Annotated in this window: 18 protein-coding genes and 1 pseudogene; 8 read left to right on the forward strand and 11 right to left on the reverse strand. The window is 60.5% G+C overall.

The genetic code is table 11. The features are described 5' to 3' along the window. Positions 1-112 precede the first annotated feature (112 nt). Positions 113-198 (forward strand): annotated as a pseudogene (locus tag C3Y91_RS38700) (type II toxin-antitoxin system VapC family toxin); the annotation flags it as partial. A gap of 46 nt (positions 199-244) precedes the next feature. On the opposite strand, the gene C3Y91_RS16745 reads toward C3Y91_RS38700, so the two are convergent. After that, entirely contained in the window at positions 245-1,057 is an 813-nt protein-coding gene (locus C3Y91_RS16745; protein WP_246780200.1) for an AraC family transcriptional regulator, read from the reverse strand. Between the two features lie 258 nt (positions 1,058-1,315). On the opposite strand from C3Y91_RS16745, the gene C3Y91_RS16750 reads away from it, so the two are divergent. From C3Y91_RS16750 to C3Y91_RS16760, 3 genes are all read left to right on the forward strand, one after another. Continuing rightward, the gene (locus C3Y91_RS16750) at positions 1,316-2,032 is read left to right on the forward strand and encodes an SDR family oxidoreductase (RefSeq protein WP_024319711.1); all 717 of its coding nucleotides are present in this window, start codon (positions 1,316-1,318) and stop codon (positions 2,030-2,032) included. 261 nt (positions 2,033-2,293) lie between these two features. Next, positions 2,294-3,211 (forward strand): DMT family transporter, encoded by a 918-nt coding sequence (locus C3Y91_RS16755; RefSeq protein ID WP_168575601.1) that lies wholly within the window; start codon positions 2,294-2,296, stop codon positions 3,209-3,211. A gap of 190 nt (positions 3,212-3,401) precedes the next feature. Further along, the gene (locus tag C3Y91_RS16760; protein ID WP_168575602.1) at positions 3,402-3,851 is read left to right on the forward strand and encodes a pyridoxamine 5'-phosphate oxidase family protein; all 450 of its coding nucleotides are present in this window, start codon (positions 3,402-3,404) and stop codon (positions 3,849-3,851) included. 22 nt (positions 3,852-3,873) lie between these two features. On the opposite strand, the gene C3Y91_RS16765 is transcribed toward C3Y91_RS16760, so the two are convergent. Further along, on the reverse strand, positions 3,874-5,118 hold the full coding sequence (locus C3Y91_RS16765; RefSeq protein WP_024319708.1) for a DUF763 domain-containing protein: 1,245 nt from the start codon (positions 5,116-5,118) through the stop codon (positions 3,874-3,876). A gap of 115 nt (positions 5,119-5,233) precedes the next feature. Here C3Y91_RS16765 and C3Y91_RS16770 point away from each other — a divergent pair, with 115 nt between their 5' ends. After that, complete coding sequence (locus C3Y91_RS16770; RefSeq protein ID WP_168575603.1) at positions 5,234-6,745, forward strand: phospholipase D-like domain-containing protein; 1,512 nt, start codon at positions 5,234-5,236, stop codon at positions 6,743-6,745. Here the strand turns inward: C3Y91_RS16770 and C3Y91_RS16775 are convergent. Continuing rightward, positions 6,692-7,654: a lysylphosphatidylglycerol synthase domain-containing protein gene (locus tag C3Y91_RS16775; RefSeq protein ID WP_130657009.1), complete on the reverse strand. Its 963-nt coding sequence runs from the start codon at positions 7,652-7,654 to the stop codon at positions 6,692-6,694. The two genes, C3Y91_RS16770 and C3Y91_RS16775, sit on opposite strands and share 54 nt — an antisense overlap. A gap of 119 nt (positions 7,655-7,773) precedes the next feature. Between C3Y91_RS16775 and C3Y91_RS16780 the strand changes: the two genes are divergently transcribed. Further along, positions 7,774-8,502, forward strand: a complete 729-nt coding sequence (locus tag C3Y91_RS16780) for an endonuclease/exonuclease/phosphatase family protein (protein WP_130663326.1) — start codon at positions 7,774-7,776, stop codon at positions 8,500-8,502. Between the two features lie 20 nt (positions 8,503-8,522). Here the strand turns inward: C3Y91_RS16780 and C3Y91_RS16785 are convergent, their stop codons facing one another. The 4 genes from C3Y91_RS16785 to C3Y91_RS16800 all read right to left on the reverse strand — a co-directional run bounded on the left by C3Y91_RS16785 (position 8,523) and on the right by C3Y91_RS16800 (position 12,795). Further along, positions 8,523-9,029: a hypothetical protein gene (locus C3Y91_RS16785; protein WP_130665531.1), complete on the reverse strand. Its 507-nt coding sequence runs from the start codon at positions 9,027-9,029 to the stop codon at positions 8,523-8,525. An 83-nt stretch (positions 9,030-9,112) separates the two neighbouring features. Next, on the reverse strand, positions 9,113-10,243 hold the full coding sequence (locus C3Y91_RS16790) for an NAD(P)/FAD-dependent oxidoreductase (protein WP_130663328.1): 1,131 nt from the start codon (positions 10,241-10,243) through the stop codon (positions 9,113-9,115). A gap of 96 nt (positions 10,244-10,339) precedes the next feature. After that, positions 10,340-11,878: an amino acid ABC transporter permease/ATP-binding protein gene (locus C3Y91_RS38435; protein ID WP_130663329.1), complete on the reverse strand. Its 1,539-nt coding sequence runs from the start codon at positions 11,876-11,878 to the stop codon at positions 10,340-10,342. Between the two features lie 89 nt (positions 11,879-11,967). After that, positions 11,968-12,795, reverse strand: a complete 828-nt coding sequence (locus C3Y91_RS16800; protein ID WP_130657004.1) for an ABC transporter substrate-binding protein — start codon at positions 12,793-12,795, stop codon at positions 11,968-11,970. A gap of 182 nt (positions 12,796-12,977) precedes the next feature. Between C3Y91_RS16800 and C3Y91_RS16805 the strand changes: the two genes are divergently transcribed. Together C3Y91_RS16805 and C3Y91_RS16810 are read left to right on the forward strand one after the other, a co-directional pair. Then, the gene (locus tag C3Y91_RS16805) at positions 12,978-14,048 is read left to right on the forward strand and encodes a LacI family DNA-binding transcriptional regulator (RefSeq protein WP_018073037.1); all 1,071 of its coding nucleotides are present in this window, start codon (positions 12,978-12,980) and stop codon (positions 14,046-14,048) included. A gap of 175 nt (positions 14,049-14,223) precedes the next feature. Then, a complete protein-coding gene (locus tag C3Y91_RS16810) occupies positions 14,224-15,327 on the forward strand; it encodes a LuxR C-terminal-related transcriptional regulator (RefSeq protein WP_168575604.1) in 1,104 nt (367 codons plus the stop codon). A 220-nt stretch (positions 15,328-15,547) separates the two neighbouring features. On the opposite strand, the gene C3Y91_RS16815 is transcribed toward C3Y91_RS16810, so the two are convergent. From C3Y91_RS16815 to C3Y91_RS16830, 4 genes are all read right to left on the reverse strand, one after another. Continuing rightward, positions 15,548-15,811, reverse strand: a complete 264-nt coding sequence (locus C3Y91_RS16815) for a hypothetical protein (protein WP_027688258.1) — start codon at positions 15,809-15,811, stop codon at positions 15,548-15,550. 121 nt (positions 15,812-15,932) lie between these two features. Next, the gene (locus C3Y91_RS38570) at positions 15,933-16,163 is read right to left on the reverse strand and encodes a hypothetical protein (protein WP_018073034.1); all 231 of its coding nucleotides are present in this window, start codon (positions 16,161-16,163) and stop codon (positions 15,933-15,935) included. Positions 16,164-16,442: 279 nt separating this feature from the next. Next, positions 16,443-16,691, reverse strand: coding sequence for a hypothetical protein (locus tag C3Y91_RS16825; protein WP_018073033.1), 249 nt, complete (start codon positions 16,689-16,691; stop codon positions 16,443-16,445). Positions 16,692-16,758: 67 nt separating this feature from the next. Continuing rightward, positions 16,759-17,166, reverse strand: a complete 408-nt coding sequence (locus C3Y91_RS16830) for a hypothetical protein (RefSeq protein ID WP_024319697.1) — start codon at positions 17,164-17,166, stop codon at positions 16,759-16,761. Positions 17,167-17,251 lie beyond the last annotated feature (85 nt).

Consider the following 17,251-nt stretch of genomic DNA (forward strand, 5'->3'; position numbering starts at 1 on the left):
CGCCGACGGTCTTTGTCGTTGCTGCTCACAGGCGCGTCAGCAGTACTCTTCCACGCCCGCGGGAACGGTTTGGCCTGCTTCATGGCATTATGGTGGTCGCCACGCACGACGACGTCATGACATTTTCAGCATGGGCATGGCTACATGGATGCCCACTTGCTGCCATCGGTGCTCCTTGATCAGCGAGCGGGCTTATGGATGAACGTGCCAGCCAAATCCTGAAACAATACTATCACGAGGCTCGCTAGATTGCGCGTCCGAAACTTGTCACCGCATCGTCTGATGCGTCCGACGTCACCGGCGCAATACGCTTGGCGCGAAGCCGGCTTGCGTCGCGGGCGGGCGGAAGTCCGAACAGCCGCCCGTATTCCCGGCTGAATTGGGACGCGCTTTCATAGCCGACGGCGAAAGCGACACGGGCGGCGTCGCCCGGAGTCTCGAGCAACAGACGGCGTGCCTCGTGGAGACGGAACCGCTTCTGATACTGGATGGGCGTCATGGTCGTTGCCGCCTTGAAATGGCGGTGGAACACCGAAGCACTCATTCCCGTCATCCGCGCCAGATCTTCGACCTTGAAAGATTCCGTGAAGTTTTCGCGAATCCAGGCGAGCGCCCGCCTGACTTGAGACTGGCGGCCGTCGATCTGTGCGATCTGCCGCAGCTTCGCTCCCTGCGGTCCCCGCAATAGCCGGAACAGGATTTCCCGCTCAATCATTGGTGCCATGACGGAAATTTCGTTTGGCCTATCGAGAAGTCGCATCATCCGTAGAAATGCTTCTTCGAGCTGAGGATCGGTCGGACTCACGCCGAGGCCACATAAGAATTCCGGATCGTGCACATCAGGCATCTCAATCAGAAGGTCGGCGATGTTACGGGCGTCAAAGCTGAACCCGACGCCGAGAAATGGCTTCTGGAGGCTCGCTTCGGATATTCTGCCAAAGACAGGAACCTCGACCGAGGCCACGAAGTAGCTGCCCCCTCCATAGTGCAATACGTTCTCGCCGCAAGTGATTGCCTTGGCGCCTTGTAACACCAGGCATATGACAAGCTCCGTCATGCCTGCCGTCGCCTCAGTCGTGCGTTCTGCTCTTAGCAAACCGACGCGTGGAATGGCGGTCGTCGTACGACCGCCACGCGAGTGCCTGTCGATCAGGGACCTTAGTTCTTCGCCCACATTGTCCATGCTGTTAAATTGCACCCTCCTCCAACGCGCGCAAGTCTTTCGGCAGGATTAGGCAAGAGTTCAATAGAATTTGGCACGCGGCCGGAAAGGCGCCTACTCATATTGGACGGGCAACCAGAATGGAGAACGACCATGTCGAAGAATGCATTGATCACCGGCGCCAACAAGAGCATCGGCTTTGAAACCGCTCGACGGCTCGGGGGATTGGGTTATCGTGTTTGGCTTGGTGCCCGCGATGCGGGGCGCGGTGAGAGTGCGGCGGAAACTTTGCGAGCTCAGGGTCACGATGTGCGCTTCCTTGAAATTGCCGTCGAGGACGACGCAAGTGTGAAGGCAGCCGCGGATCGTGTCAGACAGGAAGACGGCAAGCTCGACGCACTGGTCAACAATGCGGGCATACCCGGAGCATTCATCGATCCGGCGGATCAGACCTTAGACGACATCCGTCAGGTCTACGAGATCAACGTATTCGGGCCGATCCGAATTACGCAAGCTTTCCTGCCTCTGCTCAAAGCAGCGGGGTCCGCCAATGTCGTCAACGTCAGCAGCGAGCTCGGTTCGCTTGGCGCCCTGACAGACCCGGAGAGCGAATTCTATGGTGTGAACAGCATGGGCTACAACAGCTCGAAGACCGCCCTCAACGCAGTGACCGTATCGTTTTCCAAGGCCCTCGCGTCGTTCGGCATCAGGGTCAACAGCGCGGATCCCGGATACACAAAGACCGATTTTAACGGCAATACAGGCTATCGGACGGTCGAGCAGGCGGCTGAGATCATCGTCCAGCTTGCAGTCGCGAACGACGGCCAGACGGGTGCCTTCATCAATGACAAGGGCACACTACCTTGGTGAGCCTGACTTAATGTCCAGGGCGGGGGCCGGTGCGCCCTTTCCTAAAGACAGCCAATTTAATCGCTGGTTCCACGATCGTACGTCGCGGTGCCGCCGGTCAGACAACTAAGCTGTCGGTCAAGGTGAACGAAGACTGTCGCTCGCTGTACCCCCTGGCAAATTCGAGTGCAGCCGCTTCAAACTGACCATTGACATCGGCAGCGTTAAGGCAGAAGCCGCACTCGGCCGCGCATGCGCGGCCGTTTTGCGAGGATGCCAAAGATGACGACCAAGACTGGCGTAGCCAATGCCGGAAATCTGATCATGACCGGCGTCTTGCTGATGCTGCTTGGCGATCTGCTTTTTGCGCTGAACGATGCAATGGGCAAGTGGCTGGTCGCCAGCTTTGCCGTCGGCCAGGTGCTGGTGATCCGCTCGATTGGCGCTTTCATCGTGCTCGGACCAATGATCCTTCGGCAAGGGCCGATGGCCTTGTTCCGCGTCGAGCAGAAGGGCCTCCAGTTCATCCGTGTTTTTATGGCGACCTGCGATGTCGCGCTGTTTTATGCCGCTGTCGCCTATCTGCCGCTCGCAGATGTGATGACCTTCTATATGGCCGGTCCGATCTACATTGCGGCGCTCTCGCATTTTTTTCTCGGAGAAAAGATCGGCTGGCGCCGGTGGCTGGCCGTTCTGATCGGCTTCGCAGGCGTCGTCATCGCGCTGCGTCCGTCCATGGCGATGCTGTCGCTTCCATCGCTCTTCGGTCTTGCCGGCAGCCTTGCCTTTGCGCTGTCGCTGGTGATGAGCCGCTATCTGCGCTCGACCAGCGACACGACGCTGGTGACATGGCAGACGATCGCCGCGCTCGTCACCGGCATCGTTTTAAGCGTCGGCCACTGGCAGTCGGCAACCCTCATCGATTGGTCCGGCATGTTGCTGCTTGGCATCGTCGCCTCGTGCGCGCATCTGCTCATCACCCGCTCGCTCAAGCTCGCACCGGCATCGCTGCTCGCCCCGTTGCAATATACGCTGCTGCTCTGGGCGAGCGTCCTCGGCTACCTCTTCTTCAACGATATTCCCGATGCACAGATCATCATCGGTGCCGCAATCATCGTCGTTGCGGGGCTCTTCATCTTCCACCGGAAGAACCTGAAAGAGACGGTTCCGGTCGAAGCCGTCCCGCCCGACGGTCATTGAGGGCTACAGCGCTGCTTATCTTTCAGCTTCGCATGGGACGCTGCTGTAACTCCTGGAATTCCCACATACTTCCATCCTTAAACCGTGCGGGAATAGATCAAACGGATGGGGGCTCAGTCACGCGGGCGTTCCACGGAACAATTTGGACGCTTGCACGCTACTCCCGAGCATTCAAACCTGGGAGATCGCAATGGCGTCCATGACCCTCGAAGACCTGTCCTCGCAACTGAAGAAGATCGATTTCTGCATGCTGTCGACGAACGCCGGGTCGGGCCGCATCTCGGCCCGGCCGATGAGCAACAACGGCGACGTCGAATATGACGGGGATTCCTGGTTCTTTTCGTATGAAGACAGCAGCAAAATCACGGAGATCGAAGGCATCGACACCGTCTCGCTGACGTTCACGGCACCTCCCAGCCTCCTCGGCAAACCGGGGATTTTCATCGCTGTCGAGGGCCTCGCCTCGCTGGTACGGGACAAGGCTGCATTCCAAGAACATTGGGTCCCCGATCTCGAGCGGTGGTTTCCTGAAGGTGTGAACACTCCCGGGATCGTTCCTATCAAGGTTTCAGCATCCTCCATCCGGTACTGGGATGGTGAGAAAAACGGCGAGGTCGCCCTGCCTGGCTCAGCGAGTTAGGGTAATCGCATAAAAGGGTGCCCTACTCTGCGGGCGGCTCCTCCCAACCGAAGACGCTCCGGCCTCCGAAATCGGCGGATTGGCGGAATTCGCCGGCGATGAATTCTTTGAGGTCGGGACCTGTCACATAGCGTTCCATCTGCCTGGACTGATCGTCCAGGCGCTTGAGCGCCTGCAATTCCTCCTCGCGTCCGAGCCTGCCCTTCTGCACCGCCGATTTCATCACGGCGATCGTCTCGTCATAGACCTTGAGCGGGACCGGAAAAGGATGGCGGTCCTTGCCGCCATGGGCGATCGAGAAGCGCGCCGGATCGGAAAAACGGCAGGGTGCGCCGTGGACGACTTCCGCCACCATCGCCAACGCCTTCACCGTGCGGGCGCCAACGCCTGGAACGAGCAGCAGCTCTTCGAATTCCGCCGGCCCGCGATCGGCGGCGGCAGCCAGATTTCCATGCAGGCGGCGCATGTTGACGTCGCTCTCGCGGACGTCGTGATGGGCAGGCATGATCAGGTGCGGCAGCATCGGCTGTGCGGCGGGTTCGGGCGCCGGCGCTTCGGCGCGCAACAATGCGGCGGCTTCGCGGATGATCCGGTCGGGACCGAGGGTCGCTAGCAGATCGAGCTGACCGCGCCGCGAGCGTTCGGCGCGCCGGTCGGCAAGATTGACGATCTCGCCCTGGCTCCTTCCCTCGATTGCCGCATGCGGCGAGTCGACGAAGCTCTCCAGGCCTTCGGACAGCCAGTGATAGCGCCGGGCCTGCCGCCTGTCGCCGTTCATGCCCTGCTGCACGACCACCCAATGGCCGTCATCGGCAACGATGAACCCGTGCAGATAAAGATCGAACCCATCCTGAAGGGCGGCGCTGTCGACCTTGGCGATAAGACGGCTGGTGGTCGCAAGCCCCTCGCCGTCGAGACCGACACGCTCGCCGATCGAGACGAGTTCCTGCGGCGTCTTGCGCGAATGCGCGCCGCGGCCGCCGCAAACATGCAGGCCGAGCTCGCCGGCACGCGGCTTCAGCCCGCGCTTCAACGCCCCGAGAACACTGGTCGTGATGCCTGAGGAATGCCAGTCCATGCCCATGACCGCGCCGAAGGACTGGAACCAGAAGGGATGCGCGAGCCTGCGCAGGAATTCGTCGCGGCCATAATGATGAACGATCGCCTCGGTGATCAGCGTTCCCAACCGCGTCATCCGGTCGCCGAGCCAATACGGTACGCGTCCCCCGTGAAGAGGAAGATCGGCGCTGCCTGCTCGTTGTGACATCTCGTTTCCTTGCATTTTGCATCGCAGGCTGCCCACAGCGCGCCACTGGCCGACGCTATCGGGGAACTCAGGCAAATTCCGGGCGTTTGTGCTCCAGTTAGAGGCCGAGGCAATCATGACGACATTCGAAACCATCTTCAATAACCCGAGCTTGCCCCAGACAAAATCACAACGGCCGGGCGGCCGCCAGAAACAGGAGGGCAGCGCCTTGTCCCCGGAAGGGAGCGCTGCGAAGGCGGCCTTCCTGATCAACGGCAACAGCTATTTCGCAGAGCTGGCGCGCGCGTTGCGACAGGCGCGGCGCACCATCTGGATCGTCGGGTGGGATTTCAATCCGAACATCCGGTTGGAACCCGATAAGTCCGACAAAACGCTGGCCGACCTGTTGCATGCCCTGGCAGCGGCAAATCCGAAGCTCGAAATACGCATCCTCATCTGGGCGCTCGGTCCCGTTTATTCTGGCAAGTCCCTGCAGCCGCTGCGGAAGAAAAACTTTCCCAGAAATGCGCGGATCGATCTACGCTTCGAACTTCAGCCGACATTGCGCGGCTGCCACCATCAGAAACTCGTCTGTATCGACGATGCCGTCTCCTTCATCGGCGGCATAGATCTGACGTCGCGCCGGTGGGACACCTGGCTCCACCGCGCCAAGGATAAGCTACGGCGCGACCCCGAGGGCGTTTCCTACGATCCGCTGCACGACGTTCAGGCAATGGTCACCGGCGATGCTGCCAGGTTGATCGGCGATATCGCCAGGCGGCGCTGGGAAAACGCCACCGGCGAAAGCCACCTGTCGTTGGCCGAAAACGTCCCCTTCGCCTGGCCGGACGATCTCGCAGTTCCCCTGAAGGAGATCGCGGTCAGCTTCGCGCTGACGGAGCCCTCGACCGCACTTCGCCCCGGCATCAGCGACGGCATCGCCATGACATTAGACATTATCGCCCGGGCGCGGCGGCAGCTTTACATCGAGGCGCAATATCTTGCCTCCTTCCGCGTCGCCGACGCCATTGCCGCGCGGCTGCAGGAGGAGGACGGCCCCGAAGTGGTCATCATCTGCACGCGCAGCTCTCACGGGCTGATCGAAAGGATTGTCATGGGCGGCAATCGCGACCGGGTCATCCGCCGCCTGAAACGCGCCGATCGTGCGGACCGCCTGCGCGTCTACTATGCTGTCGTGCCCGGGCCAGTCACGCCCGGAGAGAACGGCGAGGTGGAGGTGCTCGTCCATTCCAAACTGATGATTGCCGATGACGAACTGGTCCGAATCGGCTCGTCCAACCTCAACAATCGCTCGGAAGGGCTGGATTGCGAATGTGACATGCTTGTCGAGGCCGGTAATAACGAGCATCGCCGCGCGATCGTGGATCTGCGCAATCGCCTGCTTTCGGAATATCTCGGAACCACCCCGGAAAACTTTGCCGCAGCCTTTATGCAAAGCGGCTCGTTGATCGAGACAGTCGACGCGCTCAATGACGGGCCTCGGGGTTTACGGGAATTCACCGTCGAGCTGCCGGGCAGCATTTCGCCGATTTTAGGCACCGCCCTCTTCGATCCGGTTCGACCCTTCGCGCCCCTAGACCGACTGGGCCTCGGCGCGCTCGTCCGCCTCCTCATTCGCCCCGCGTGACGTCCGTCGGAAAACGACCTCGCTGATGACGAGAAGCGTCGTGCCGAGCGCCAGCGGAATGAAGAAATAGGCGCAGCGAAACGCAATCAGCGCGCCGATCGACGCCTCCTTCGGCACGACATAGGAGACCGTCGCCTCAAGCACGCCGAGACCGCCCGGAACATGGGTTGCGAGGATCGCTGAATTGGCAAGCACGTACGCCGTCACCGACCTGAAGAAGGCAACGTCGCCGAAGGCCGAAAGCATCTGATGCAGGCAGGCGGCGACGAGCATGAAATTGATCGTCCCGACCGCAACCTGTGCGACCGCGATCGAAAATCGCGGTAGCTGAAACGACCAGCGCCACAGCCGCAACGTGCCGCGGATGAAAAACGCCAGGCCCGCATAGACCCCCGGCACGACCAGCGCCAGCAAACCGAAGATGCGCACACTTGCCGGGTCGATGCGCAGCAGGCGCCCGGCATCGCCGGGATTGACGATCATGGCAAGACCGCCAAGTGTGATCAGCCCAAGCCCCACCGTGACACCACAAAAGAGGATGATCTTCGCCACGTCCTCCGCCGTCAGCCCCCAGCGCGAATAGAAACGATAGCGAAAGGCGCCGCTGCTCAGCCCGGCAAAGCCGATATTGTGGCCGAGCGAAAGGCTGATGAAGGACGCCAGTGCAATCCTGGAATAGGGCAAGGATTTGCCGAGCGAACGGATCGCCAGGACATCGAAGCAGCTCAGGCACAGATAGGACCCCGTCGCAAAGAGAAGTGCCATGCAAAAGGTCGACAAAGGTATGCTGCGAACCGATTGGACGATCTGATCGAGGCTGTATTGTTGGAAGATCCGATAGAGGAGAAAGACAGCAAGACAAAGGGCAGCAACGAGCAGTCCATTCCATATCATGCTTTTCAAGCTCATCGATTGTCCTCAGGAGTGCGAGCGCGATGGTTCGATCATCGGGAACGATCAAACTAGTTTTGTGTTCCCCGGAGAACACATTCTATGTTCTCCCGGGGGGAACGAGTTCAGCGGGGGCCATGCCGGATAAATCAATCAAACTCCTGACCTATAACGTGCACAGTTGTATCGGCGGCGACCGGAAGCTCGATCCCGGCCGCATCGCGTCTGTCATCGCTGAGGCTGAGGCTGATATCGTCGCTCTTCAGGAGGTCGACGTCCTCAGGCGCAGGACTGGCGGCGTTGACCAGGCCCATGCGATCGCCTCGCTTTTGAAGATGCAGGCTCATTTCCATCCAGCGCTGTCGATCGCCGAGGAGCAGTATGGCGATGCGATCATCACTTCGCTGCCGACAGGCGCGGTCAAGGCCGGACCATTGCCATCCATCGGCGAACAGCGCGGCGCCATTTCCGTCGAAATACTGGTCGGCGACAGAAAACTGCTGGTCGTCAACACTCATCTCGGCCTCCGAGGCCGCGAGCGCATCCGGCAGATGACGACATTGCTGAACCCGGGCTGGCTGCGCGGCACGGCGGATGAACCTCTTCCAACCATCCTCTGCGGCGATTTCAACGCCATTCCGTCATCGGCGACTTACCGACTTGCCGCGCGGTCATTGAAGGACGCCCAGCTCGCAAGCGGCGCCGCGCCTAGAGCGACCTTTCCCTCGCGCTACCCGCTGATGCGCCTCGACCACATCTTCGTCACTGACGATCTCATCGTCAAACAGGCGGCGGTCCTGGAAAACCGCCTGACAAGGATTGCCTCGGACCACCTGCCTCTGCTCGCGGAAATCGGCTTCGCCTGATCCGTCATCGACGACGACTTTCACCGGGCGAGCTTCCGGTTCATCGCCGCCGCCACCAACGGTAGCGCCGTCGTCGCCACGGCTCCCAGAGGCAAACGCATGATGCCCCTCGTGACGACGAAGGTCGCCGCCATTGCGCCTGCCAGCTTGAGCCAGGGCTGATTGCCAAGCTGCGCATGGGCGCTCGCATCGGCCCATCGGACGTTCTCCGTAACGACGGTCGCGGCCTGATGTTGGATCACGTGAAGGCGAGCGCGGAGGTTTTCGAGTTCTTCTCTCAGTTCTCGCAACCGGCCTTCCAGGGCATGACCATCGGAGACCAGGAGCGGTTCCTCGACGGTGCCTCCGACCGAAGCATCACCTCCGAGTGTCGCAATATACGCCCGATATTCAGCATCGCTGGCAAAACCCTCACGTCTGATAAGATCAGGATTGATGCTCGCCTCTTCGAAGGAGGCCGGCGCGGTTTCTACACCGTCGCGCATATCCTTGTTTGTGCCGGTATCCCCGAGTTCGTCCTTGAACATGATGCGTCTCCAGTTGTTTCCTGGCGATAGAACGCTCGACGGGTCAGAAGGATGCATCGGCTGCTCCTGCTGCCGCCTTCACGTCACGACGCGCTGAAACGCTCCGGTCGAAAGTCTGCCAGCAGCGGATGGCGGCGTCCGCTGACGATCTCGTCCGCCAGCAGTTCGCCGGCGATCAGGCCGAGAGTGGCGCCGCTATGGCTGAAGGCGACGAAATAACCAGGGATTGACGGCAGCTCGCCGAAGACCGGCTCGCCGTCGCCCGGGATGGGCTTCGGGCCAACCCCGTAATCCTCGATCTCCAGCGCCGGATTGCCTTCGAGAACTCTGGAAGCCTCGCGCAGCAACCCCTCCAGCGTCGATCGCCTGACTTCGTAGCTGCCGTCGAGCCTGACGCTCACCTCTTCCTCGGACCAGGCGGAATCGAGCGCGAAGCCGCCGCTGGGCGTTGGCCGGATAGCAATGCGAGGCGTGTTGAGCACCGCCTGCAATGGATGGCGGATCGGCTTGGTCCGGACGAGAAGGGCGACCGGCGTTGCATCGCCGATATGCTGGCCGACCTCGGCCACGATTGCGGGGACGTCGCCGCCAGCAGCAAGCAGTACGGCATCCGCATCGCGGCGCATGCCGTCTGCCGTGATCACGCCACGGGCACGCCCGCCGTCGATATCGACCGTCGCGCGACCCGCGTCCGTGACGATCACGCCGCCCAGGGTGCGGAATTCTTCCGCAAGCATGCCGATCAAGGACGGAAGATCGACCCAGCCCTCCCCGGGGTTGAAGATCGCGCCTTGCCGCGTCACCGCATTTTCGTCGACACCCGGCGTCGCCGCGGCAATCCCTTGCGGCGCGAGCCATTGCGCGTGATAGCCGAGATCGCGCTCATAGTCGAAGATCTCAGCGATCTCGTTGCCGGCATCGTCCGCATCCCAGGTCAAGCCACCGTCGAAGCGAAGCCACGGCGCATCGGGATACCGGACGGCCAGTGTGCGATAGCGATCTATGCCGGCCAACCGCAGCCTGTGATAGGCGTCGGTGCGTTTACGCGCCGAGTTGAGCCAGGCGAGCGAACGGCCGGAGGCGCCGTTGGCAAGGGGGCCGTCATTGATGAGCACGGTGCGGACCCCGAGCCGTGCCAGATGGACCGATGTCGAGACGCCAAAGATCCCGCCGCCGATGACGACGACCTTCGAAGGTTTGGTGGAAGCATTCATGTCGATAACCTTGTTGTCTGCTCTTGCTAGATCGAATGAAATCCGGCGCACCCGCCATCAAGACGACCGGGGGCACCATGCGTTGCCTAAGGCGCTTCAGAGGACTTCCGCAAGGAAGCGCTGCAGCCGCTCGCTTCGGGGATTGTCGAAGATCTGCTGCGGGCAGCCGGCCTCGACGATGCGGCCCTCATCCATGAAGACGACCTGATCGGCAACCCTGCGCGCAAATCCCATCTCATGCGTCACCACGGCCATCGTCATGCCCTGTCGGCCAAAGGCGGCCATCAGGTCGAGCACGCCTTTCACCAGTTCGGGATCGAGCGCACTGGTCACTTCGTCGAACAGCATGACCTCCGGATCCATGGCCAGCGCGCGTGCAATGGCGACCCGCTGCTGCTGCCCACCCGACAGACCTGCCGGCCGATGATCCTTGCGTTCTGCAAGACCGACATCGGCCAGACGTGCCTCGGCGATGCGCCGCGCCTCCTGCCTCGGCATTTTCTTGATCTTGGTCAGCGAAAGCATGACGTTTTCGAGTGCCGTGTGGTCGGGAAACAGGTTGAAGTGCTGGAACACCATCCCCACGCGCCGGCGCAGCCTCTCCGGCTTCATCGCCAGGATGCTCTCGTCATCGAGCAGGATGTCGCCGCTTTTCGGTTCGACGAGCCTGTTCATGCAACGCAGCAGCGTCGATTTGCCCGAGCCGGAAGGGCCGATGATGCAGGTGACGGTACCGGCGGCGATGTCGAGATCGACACCCTTCAGCACGTCGAGATCGCCGTAGGCCATGGTGAGGTCGCGGATGTTCAGGACGCCGCCTTTGAAGCGCGGCGTCCTCTCCTCGACCACCTTGACCGTGGGATGAGGGCTGGTGGCGGCCTGCAACTCGCTCACCTCGACCAATCCGCTCGCAGCACCCGAGCCGCGGCCTTGTTTGCCCAGGCGCAGTTTCGCATCGATATAATTGACGAAGTGGGTCAGCGGCACGGTGATGACGAGGTAGAAGACGCCCGCCAGCAGCAGTGGTGACAGATTGCCCGTGACCACCGCCTGATCCTGCCCAACACGGAAGATCTCCCGCTCGGAGGCGAGCAATCCCAGGAAGTAGACAAGGCTGGAATCCTTGACGTTTCCGATGAATTGATTGACCAGCGCCGGCAGAACGCGCCTGATGCCTTGTGGGATGACGATCAGGCGCATGCCCTGCCCGTGGCTCATGCTGAGCGCCCGGCAGGCTTCCATCTGACCGCGCTCGACGCTTTGAATGCCCGATCGGAAGATTTCGCCGATATAGGCTCCGGCAATCAGGCTGAGCGCCAGGATGCCGAGCGGAAATGGCGATGGACCGAAGATCTCGCGCCCGATCCGGGCAAAACCCTGGCCGATGATCAGGATCGTGACGATCGCCGGCAGCCCGCGGAAAACATCGGTGTAGATGCGTGCCGGCAGCCGCAGCCAGCGGGACTGCGAGATGCCCATCACCGCGAGAGCCATGCCGATGACGACGCCGAGCACGGTCGAGGCCGCGGCCAGGATCAGCGTATTCTTCAGGCCGATGCTGATCATGCTCGGCAGAACTTCCGCCATGGCATCCCAGTCCAGGAAGCTGCGGCGCAGATTTTCAAGCCAGTTCATTCAGATCCCCATGAATTCTTGCCCGGCGCAGACGCCGCCGTCCGGCAGAGCCTTGGTAGGCCGCCCGCCATGAGCGGGCGGCCACGGCGTCACTTCTTGGGAAGATACTGTTCCGGCATCGGCGAGCCGGGGAACCACTTTTCATAAAGGGACTTCCAGGTGCCATCCTGCATCGCGTCGTGAAGCGCGCCGTTCAGCGCCGTCCGGAAGGCATCATTTCCCTTTCGAACCACGAAGCCAGCAGGCGCATCGAAGGACGGGATGTTTACCGCAACCTTCAGCGCGGGATAGCGCTCGCCATATTGCTTGGCAGCCTCGTAGTCGAGAAAATGCGCATCGATCGTTCCGTTGTTGAGCGCGGCCACGGCGGAATTGTTGTCGGGGAATTTCACCAGATCGGTTCCCCCGAAATTCTTGGCCGCATAGACTTCCTGCAAGGTCCCCTGCACGACGCCGAGACGCTTGCCCTTGAGGCCACCGGCATCCTTGATCCCGGCGTCCGCAGTCAAGACCGAGAGATAACCGGCGAGATAGCCGTCGGAAAAGTCGACGGTCTTCTTGCGGGCTTCGGTGGTTCCGATCGCTGCAACGGCAACATCGAACCTTTCGTTTGCGACCGACGGCAGGAGTGCTGAAAATTCCTGGCCCGTGAACGTCACCTTGTCCTTTGGAAAACCGAGGCGGGAGACGACGTTGAGAAACAGCTCGATATCGAAACCGGTGAACTGGCCGTCCGCCGTCGCAAACGTATAGGGCTTGGAATCGCCCATCGTGCCGACGCTGATCACCCCGGGTTCGATGAGGTTATAGGGATTGTCAGCCGCCGCTGCAGAGCCTGCGCCCATCGCAAGAAGGCATGTCAAAAGGCCAGCTCGCAACGGGGCGAGGGTGGCCACGAATGATTCAAAAGGCTTCATGTTCGTTCTCCGCTCTGAAAGGAATGCTCTTGTCGGCATCGTCGGGTCGCCCTGCCCCGCCGCGTAATGCGGCAGAGATTTCTGGACAAGATACCGGTCTCCTGTATAAAGAGACCGGTCTCACAACATATTTGATATCCGTCAATTGACCGGTCGTCAACAACTCTTGTAGTCCTCAGCTCATGGAAGATTCCGCTCATTCGAAACGTTCAGTCACGGTCGCCGACGTCGCGAAGGCCGCAAAGGTCTCGAAGGCGACGGCCGCCCGTGTGCTTGGCGGCTATGGCGTGGTCAGCGCCAAGATCACGGATAAGGTCATGGCGGCCGCCGCCGCGCTCGAATACCGCCCGAATGAGCTCGCCCGGAGCATGAGCACCGGGAGGTCCGGCATCATCGGGGTCGTGGTCGGCGATATCGAGAACGCTTTCTTCAGTCTGGCGGTGCGCGGCATCAGCGATGCGGCCCGTCTTGCGGGATTCAACGTCATCATCGCCAATTCGGGCGAAGAGCTCGATGCGGAAAAATCGGCCGTCGACCTCCTGATCGGCAAACGTGTCGATGGCCTGATCGTCACGCCCGCTCGCTGCGACAGCGTCGATCATCTCCAGCACGTCCGTCGCGCCGGCGTGCCATTGGTTCTGTTCGACCGGGCCATCCCCGAACTCGATGTCGACGCCGTGACCGGGGACGACCGGGATGCGGCCATCACGGCGACCCGCTATCTGATCGGGCAAGGACATCGCCGCCTCGCCTACGTCTCTGCCATGGATGCCGAGGACGGTGGGCTCACCGATATCGGGCGGATCTCGAATTCCGCCGTGCGCGAACGCGTGGAAGGTTTTGTCAGCGTCCTGACTGAGGCGGGGTTGCCGAACCCTCTTCATTATATCAGGCTCGGCGCCACGAACCAGCAACAGACGGACAGCGTGATCAAGCGCCTGCTCTCGGAGGGATCGCCGCCAACGGCACTGCTGGCTTCAGACAGCCTCGTCGGCTTGCGCATCTTCAAGTCGCTGCAGTCGCTCGGCCTATCGATCCCCAAGGACGTGTCGATGATTTCGTTTCTCGACGCCGACTGGACCAGCGTCACCGTTCCGCCGATCACCATCGTCGACCAACGCGTCTACGAGATGGGCAAGCTCGCCGGCGAGCGGCTCATCGCCCGTATCGAACGCGCGCCCCTTGCCGTCGAACGTCTGCGCGTCAGCACGAGCCTCGTCGTGCGCGGCTCCGTCGCGGCGATCGGCCGGTGAGATCTATGGAGTTGGCTATACCCGCATCGCTTTGCGAAGCAGAGTAGTACCGCATGGCAATAAGTCACTGATGCCCATGGTCGCCGATTTGACATTACATGGGGGTGCTGTTGTCTTTGCCTGACCAACGTTATTTAATACCGAAAATACTCGCTGTGGGATTTTCAGAAAGATCATGCTCCAGTCAAAAGACGCTTCATCTGAGCTGATAGATTTGATCTATGGAAGTCTCTTCGGCGAGTGCAACTGGCAAGATTTTCTGGATCGAGTGGCGCAAACTTCGCCGAATGGAAAGGCTGCCCTCCATTACCACGATCTGGCCTCGCCTGTGGCCCATGTTCCCTACGTATCTGGGTTTTCGAGGAATGAGGTCGACCAGTTCAGCAGCCACTTTGCCGCAGTGAACCCCTGGATTCCGAGATTGAGTTTTGTGCCCGTCGGTCAGGGTGTCTGCGGAGACGAAATCTTTCCACGCGAGGACTTGCTCAAATCGGAATTCTACAATGATTGGCTGAAGGGTCAGGCCCAATGCGAGACAAGCATCGGTGTCTCCATCATTCGGGAGGAAACCCGCACCTTCGTCCTATCGACCTGCACGTCGTCAGCGGACCCCGATTTCAACAAGGAGGCGGCCGGGCGCTCCACGCTACTCGCGCCCCATTTGAAAAGGGCTTTCGACTTCATCCGGAAGCGTGATCTACTCGCCCCGGAAAGACAGAATACGCAAACCCTGCTCGATAGCATCGGCGTCGGACTGATCTACGTTTCGGAGCAAGGGCGAGCACGCCAATGGAACAAGAGCGCGGAAGCCCTAATGGAGGCTGGCTTTCCTGTCCATGTCCTGCCAGGTGGCGAGCTCCGCCTTCAATGCGAGAAGTCGGCTGTCGTTCTCGATTTCCTGACGTCGAGAAAGGGTGTGCAGACAAAGCCGCACACAGCGGTTGTAAAGGGAAGAGACAAGGATAATTATCGCATCACCCTCGTCCGGCTCCAGTCCGATGCATTCACCGAATTCCTGGAGGGGCCGACTGTGGCCGTAATCATCGAGCCGATGATGGTTACGCCATTCAGTGAACGGCGAGACTTCCTGATGCAAACGTACAAACTGACCGCGACGGAGATCCGGATTGCATTAAGCATTGCCTCCGGGCATTCTCCAAAGGAGGTGGCCATAGCCGATCACATAAGCTACGAAACTGTCAGAACTCACCTCAGAAACATCTATTCCAAGCTCGGGGTTAATTCCCAGGTGGGTCTGGTGGCGCTGCTCATGCGCTAACCCGCCAAATGATCTTGCAATCATGACTGGCCCGCACAGCTTAGCCGCGCCAGTTTGGCGGCAATGCCGTTGCACACTCCTCACGCGACGCCCGGTTGCGTCGATTATCTCGCAGGCAACGTCCAATCACCGAGTCCGACAGCTGAGATCAAATACGCGTTGAACAAGAAATTCTGCGAACCCTTGTTTCGTTCGAGCAGGAAGATCAACGCGACGCTCTCTAATCGTAGAGTTCGCCGTGACCAATCTGTTCCTGCCTGGCAGGTGCGTCGCTGATTGAGGGATCGTCGGCCGGATCGGGATCTTTCTTGGTGGCATCGCTCATAAACTGCGCGGCCTTGAGGAGCGCCGCGGTTATCTCCTCGGTGCCCCATCCGGCTTCATTGGCGGCTGCAATCATCCCTTCCAAAGCGTCGCGCGCGGCTGCGCTCGCCTCTTCGAAGCGTTGCGCGGGAGATTCGGTCTTCGGCGGTGGAAAGGTCATCGGCGTTCCCTCCATAGGTGCGTCTGTTGTGGATGAACGCAGCCCAGGGGAAATGGATGCACGACCATGCTGATTTAACCTGCCGCGCCATACCGGCAACGGCCGGCGAGGTCTTTCCGCCTCAGATGACCGTCTTCAACAGAAACGGAGAGCGCTCCAACGGACGCTGAGCGAGGATCCTCAGCATCGCAGGGCCCTGTATGCCGGAAGTCGTGCATGAGTGGCCGTCGTGATAGACCACCGTCATGACGCGGCTCAGACTATCGTATCTGATCTCCGCGATCGTCCGGGTATGAACCGGAAAGATGAATTCATGGGGTTGAGGTTTCTCCCCCGAAGTGTTCAAGCTCATTGCGGTGCCCCAACGAAAAAAGCAATTTTGGCTCGACCCTGCCCTGGTCTGAGCCTAACTGCGCCAATCAAGCACATATTGCTGCGACGGTCGCGTGACATCAGCGTGACATGCAGAAACGTCATGGCGAACGCAGGCCGGGCCTCCTGGAGCAGTCAGCTTTTAAAGGAAGCGCAGGACCGCGCCAGCCTTTTGTTTTTACGCAATTCCCCGGCAAAACCGCCTCGCGCTTTTCCTGGAATAGCTCTAACGCGCCAGTTGCTAAGCGGCGATCAACCGTTAGTGCAATGTCCTACGGATCTCGTGTGCGAGAGCGGTCTGCGGCCAGCATTCGAGCGTACGTGCCAGCGATCGAACCGCTTCGTCCACGTTGAAAACCACGTCCCCGAGCCGCTCGATCTCATAATCGAGTTCGTAGACCTCGACTTCGTCAAGGCCGTCACTCAGGAGCAATCGCCTCATCGCCTCGATCAGGCGCTCACTTCGCCCAACGATATCAAGAGCGCTTCGTATGATGATGTCGAACATGCACGTCCCCTCGCTTCGATAACGAAGCTTCGGCGATAATCGTGACGCTGACAATCCTGAAATCTTGTCAGACGCGGCTTCGAATCGTGGCGTAGAGATCCCTCAGCTCACGCAGTGCGGGTCGAGGCCGATGGCGCGGTAGTGCGGCGCGACGTCCGGCGAATGCGAGCGCGCCGGCGACCGCCGCGACGAGCAGGAGCGTCGAGGCCGGGTAGAGCTTCGCCGCTGCTTCCGTCTGACGCATTGCTTTGCGGGCACTTCCCTTTGCCGATCGACCGGCATCGAGGACTTGTTGCTGGAGTGCACCGATCTGCTTCCGTAGCGCGCTCAACTCTTCGCGCAGATCATGATCAGGCTGCCGGGGAACACCGACGGCGGCTGTCTTCGTATCGATGACCGCCTTCGGCACGGGCTCGCCGATCTTGGCTCCTCTGTTATCGAGGGTCGTCGTCTCAGTGACCTTGCGACGCGGCATTGCCATTTCTCCTTCTACAACATCCCCGTTTTTCTCGCAGTCACGGAAACGCCCTATCTTTTTGTTTTTACGCGATTCCCGACGC

Source organism: Rhizobium ruizarguesonis, assembly GCF_012349115.1.
Lineage (GTDB): Bacteria > Pseudomonadota > Alphaproteobacteria > Rhizobiales > Rhizobiaceae > Rhizobium > Rhizobium ruizarguesonis.

Bases quoted from the DNA above. Each gene is read 5' to 3' on its own strand.
- C3Y91_RS16745 (WP_246780200.1), bottom strand. From the start codon at position 1,057: ATGACGGAGCTTGTCATATGCCTGGTGTTACAAGGCGCCAAGGCAATC.
- C3Y91_RS16750 (WP_024319711.1), top strand. From the start codon at position 1,316: ATGTCGAAGAATGCATTGATCACCGGCGCCAACAAGAGCATCGGCTTT.
- C3Y91_RS16755 (WP_168575601.1), top strand. From the start codon at position 2,294: ATGACGACCAAGACTGGCGTAGCCAATGCCGGAAATCTGATCATGACC.
- C3Y91_RS16760 (WP_168575602.1), top strand. From the start codon at position 3,402: ATGGCGTCCATGACCCTCGAAGACCTGTCCTCGCAACTGAAGAAGATC.
- C3Y91_RS16765 (WP_024319708.1), bottom strand. From the start codon at position 5,118: ATGTCACAACGAGCAGGCAGCGCCGATCTTCCTCTTCACGGGGGACGC.
- C3Y91_RS16770 (WP_168575603.1), top strand. From the start codon at position 5,234: ATGACGACATTCGAAACCATCTTCAATAACCCGAGCTTGCCCCAGACA.
- C3Y91_RS16775 (WP_130657009.1), bottom strand. From the start codon at position 7,654: ATGAGCTTGAAAAGCATGATATGGAATGGACTGCTCGTTGCTGCCCTT.
- C3Y91_RS16780 (WP_130663326.1), top strand. From the start codon at position 7,774: ATGCCGGATAAATCAATCAAACTCCTGACCTATAACGTGCACAGTTGT.
- C3Y91_RS16785 (WP_130665531.1), bottom strand. From the start codon at position 9,029: ATGTTCAAGGACGAACTCGGGGATACCGGCACAAACAAGGATATGCGC.
- C3Y91_RS16790 (WP_130663328.1), bottom strand. From the start codon at position 10,243: ATGAATGCTTCCACCAAACCTTCGAAGGTCGTCGTCATCGGCGGCGGG.
- C3Y91_RS38435 (WP_130663329.1), bottom strand. From the start codon at position 11,878: ATGAACTGGCTTGAAAATCTGCGCCGCAGCTTCCTGGACTGGGATGCC.
- C3Y91_RS16800 (WP_130657004.1), bottom strand. From the start codon at position 12,795: ATGAAGCCTTTTGAATCATTCGTGGCCACCCTCGCCCCGTTGCGAGCT.
- C3Y91_RS16805 (WP_018073037.1), top strand. From the start codon at position 12,978: ATGGAAGATTCCGCTCATTCGAAACGTTCAGTCACGGTCGCCGACGTC.
- C3Y91_RS16810 (WP_168575604.1), top strand. From the start codon at position 14,224: ATGCTCCAGTCAAAAGACGCTTCATCTGAGCTGATAGATTTGATCTAT.
- C3Y91_RS16815 (WP_027688258.1), bottom strand. From the start codon at position 15,811: ATGACCTTTCCACCGCCGAAGACCGAATCTCCCGCGCAACGCTTCGAA.
- C3Y91_RS38570 (WP_018073034.1), bottom strand. From the start codon at position 16,163: ATGAGCTTGAACACTTCGGGGGAGAAACCTCAACCCCATGAATTCATC.
- C3Y91_RS16825 (WP_018073033.1), bottom strand. From the start codon at position 16,691: ATGTTCGACATCATCATACGAAGCGCTCTTGATATCGTTGGGCGAAGT.
- C3Y91_RS16830 (WP_024319697.1), bottom strand. From the start codon at position 17,166: ATGCCGCGTCGCAAGGTCACTGAGACGACGACCCTCGATAACAGAGGA.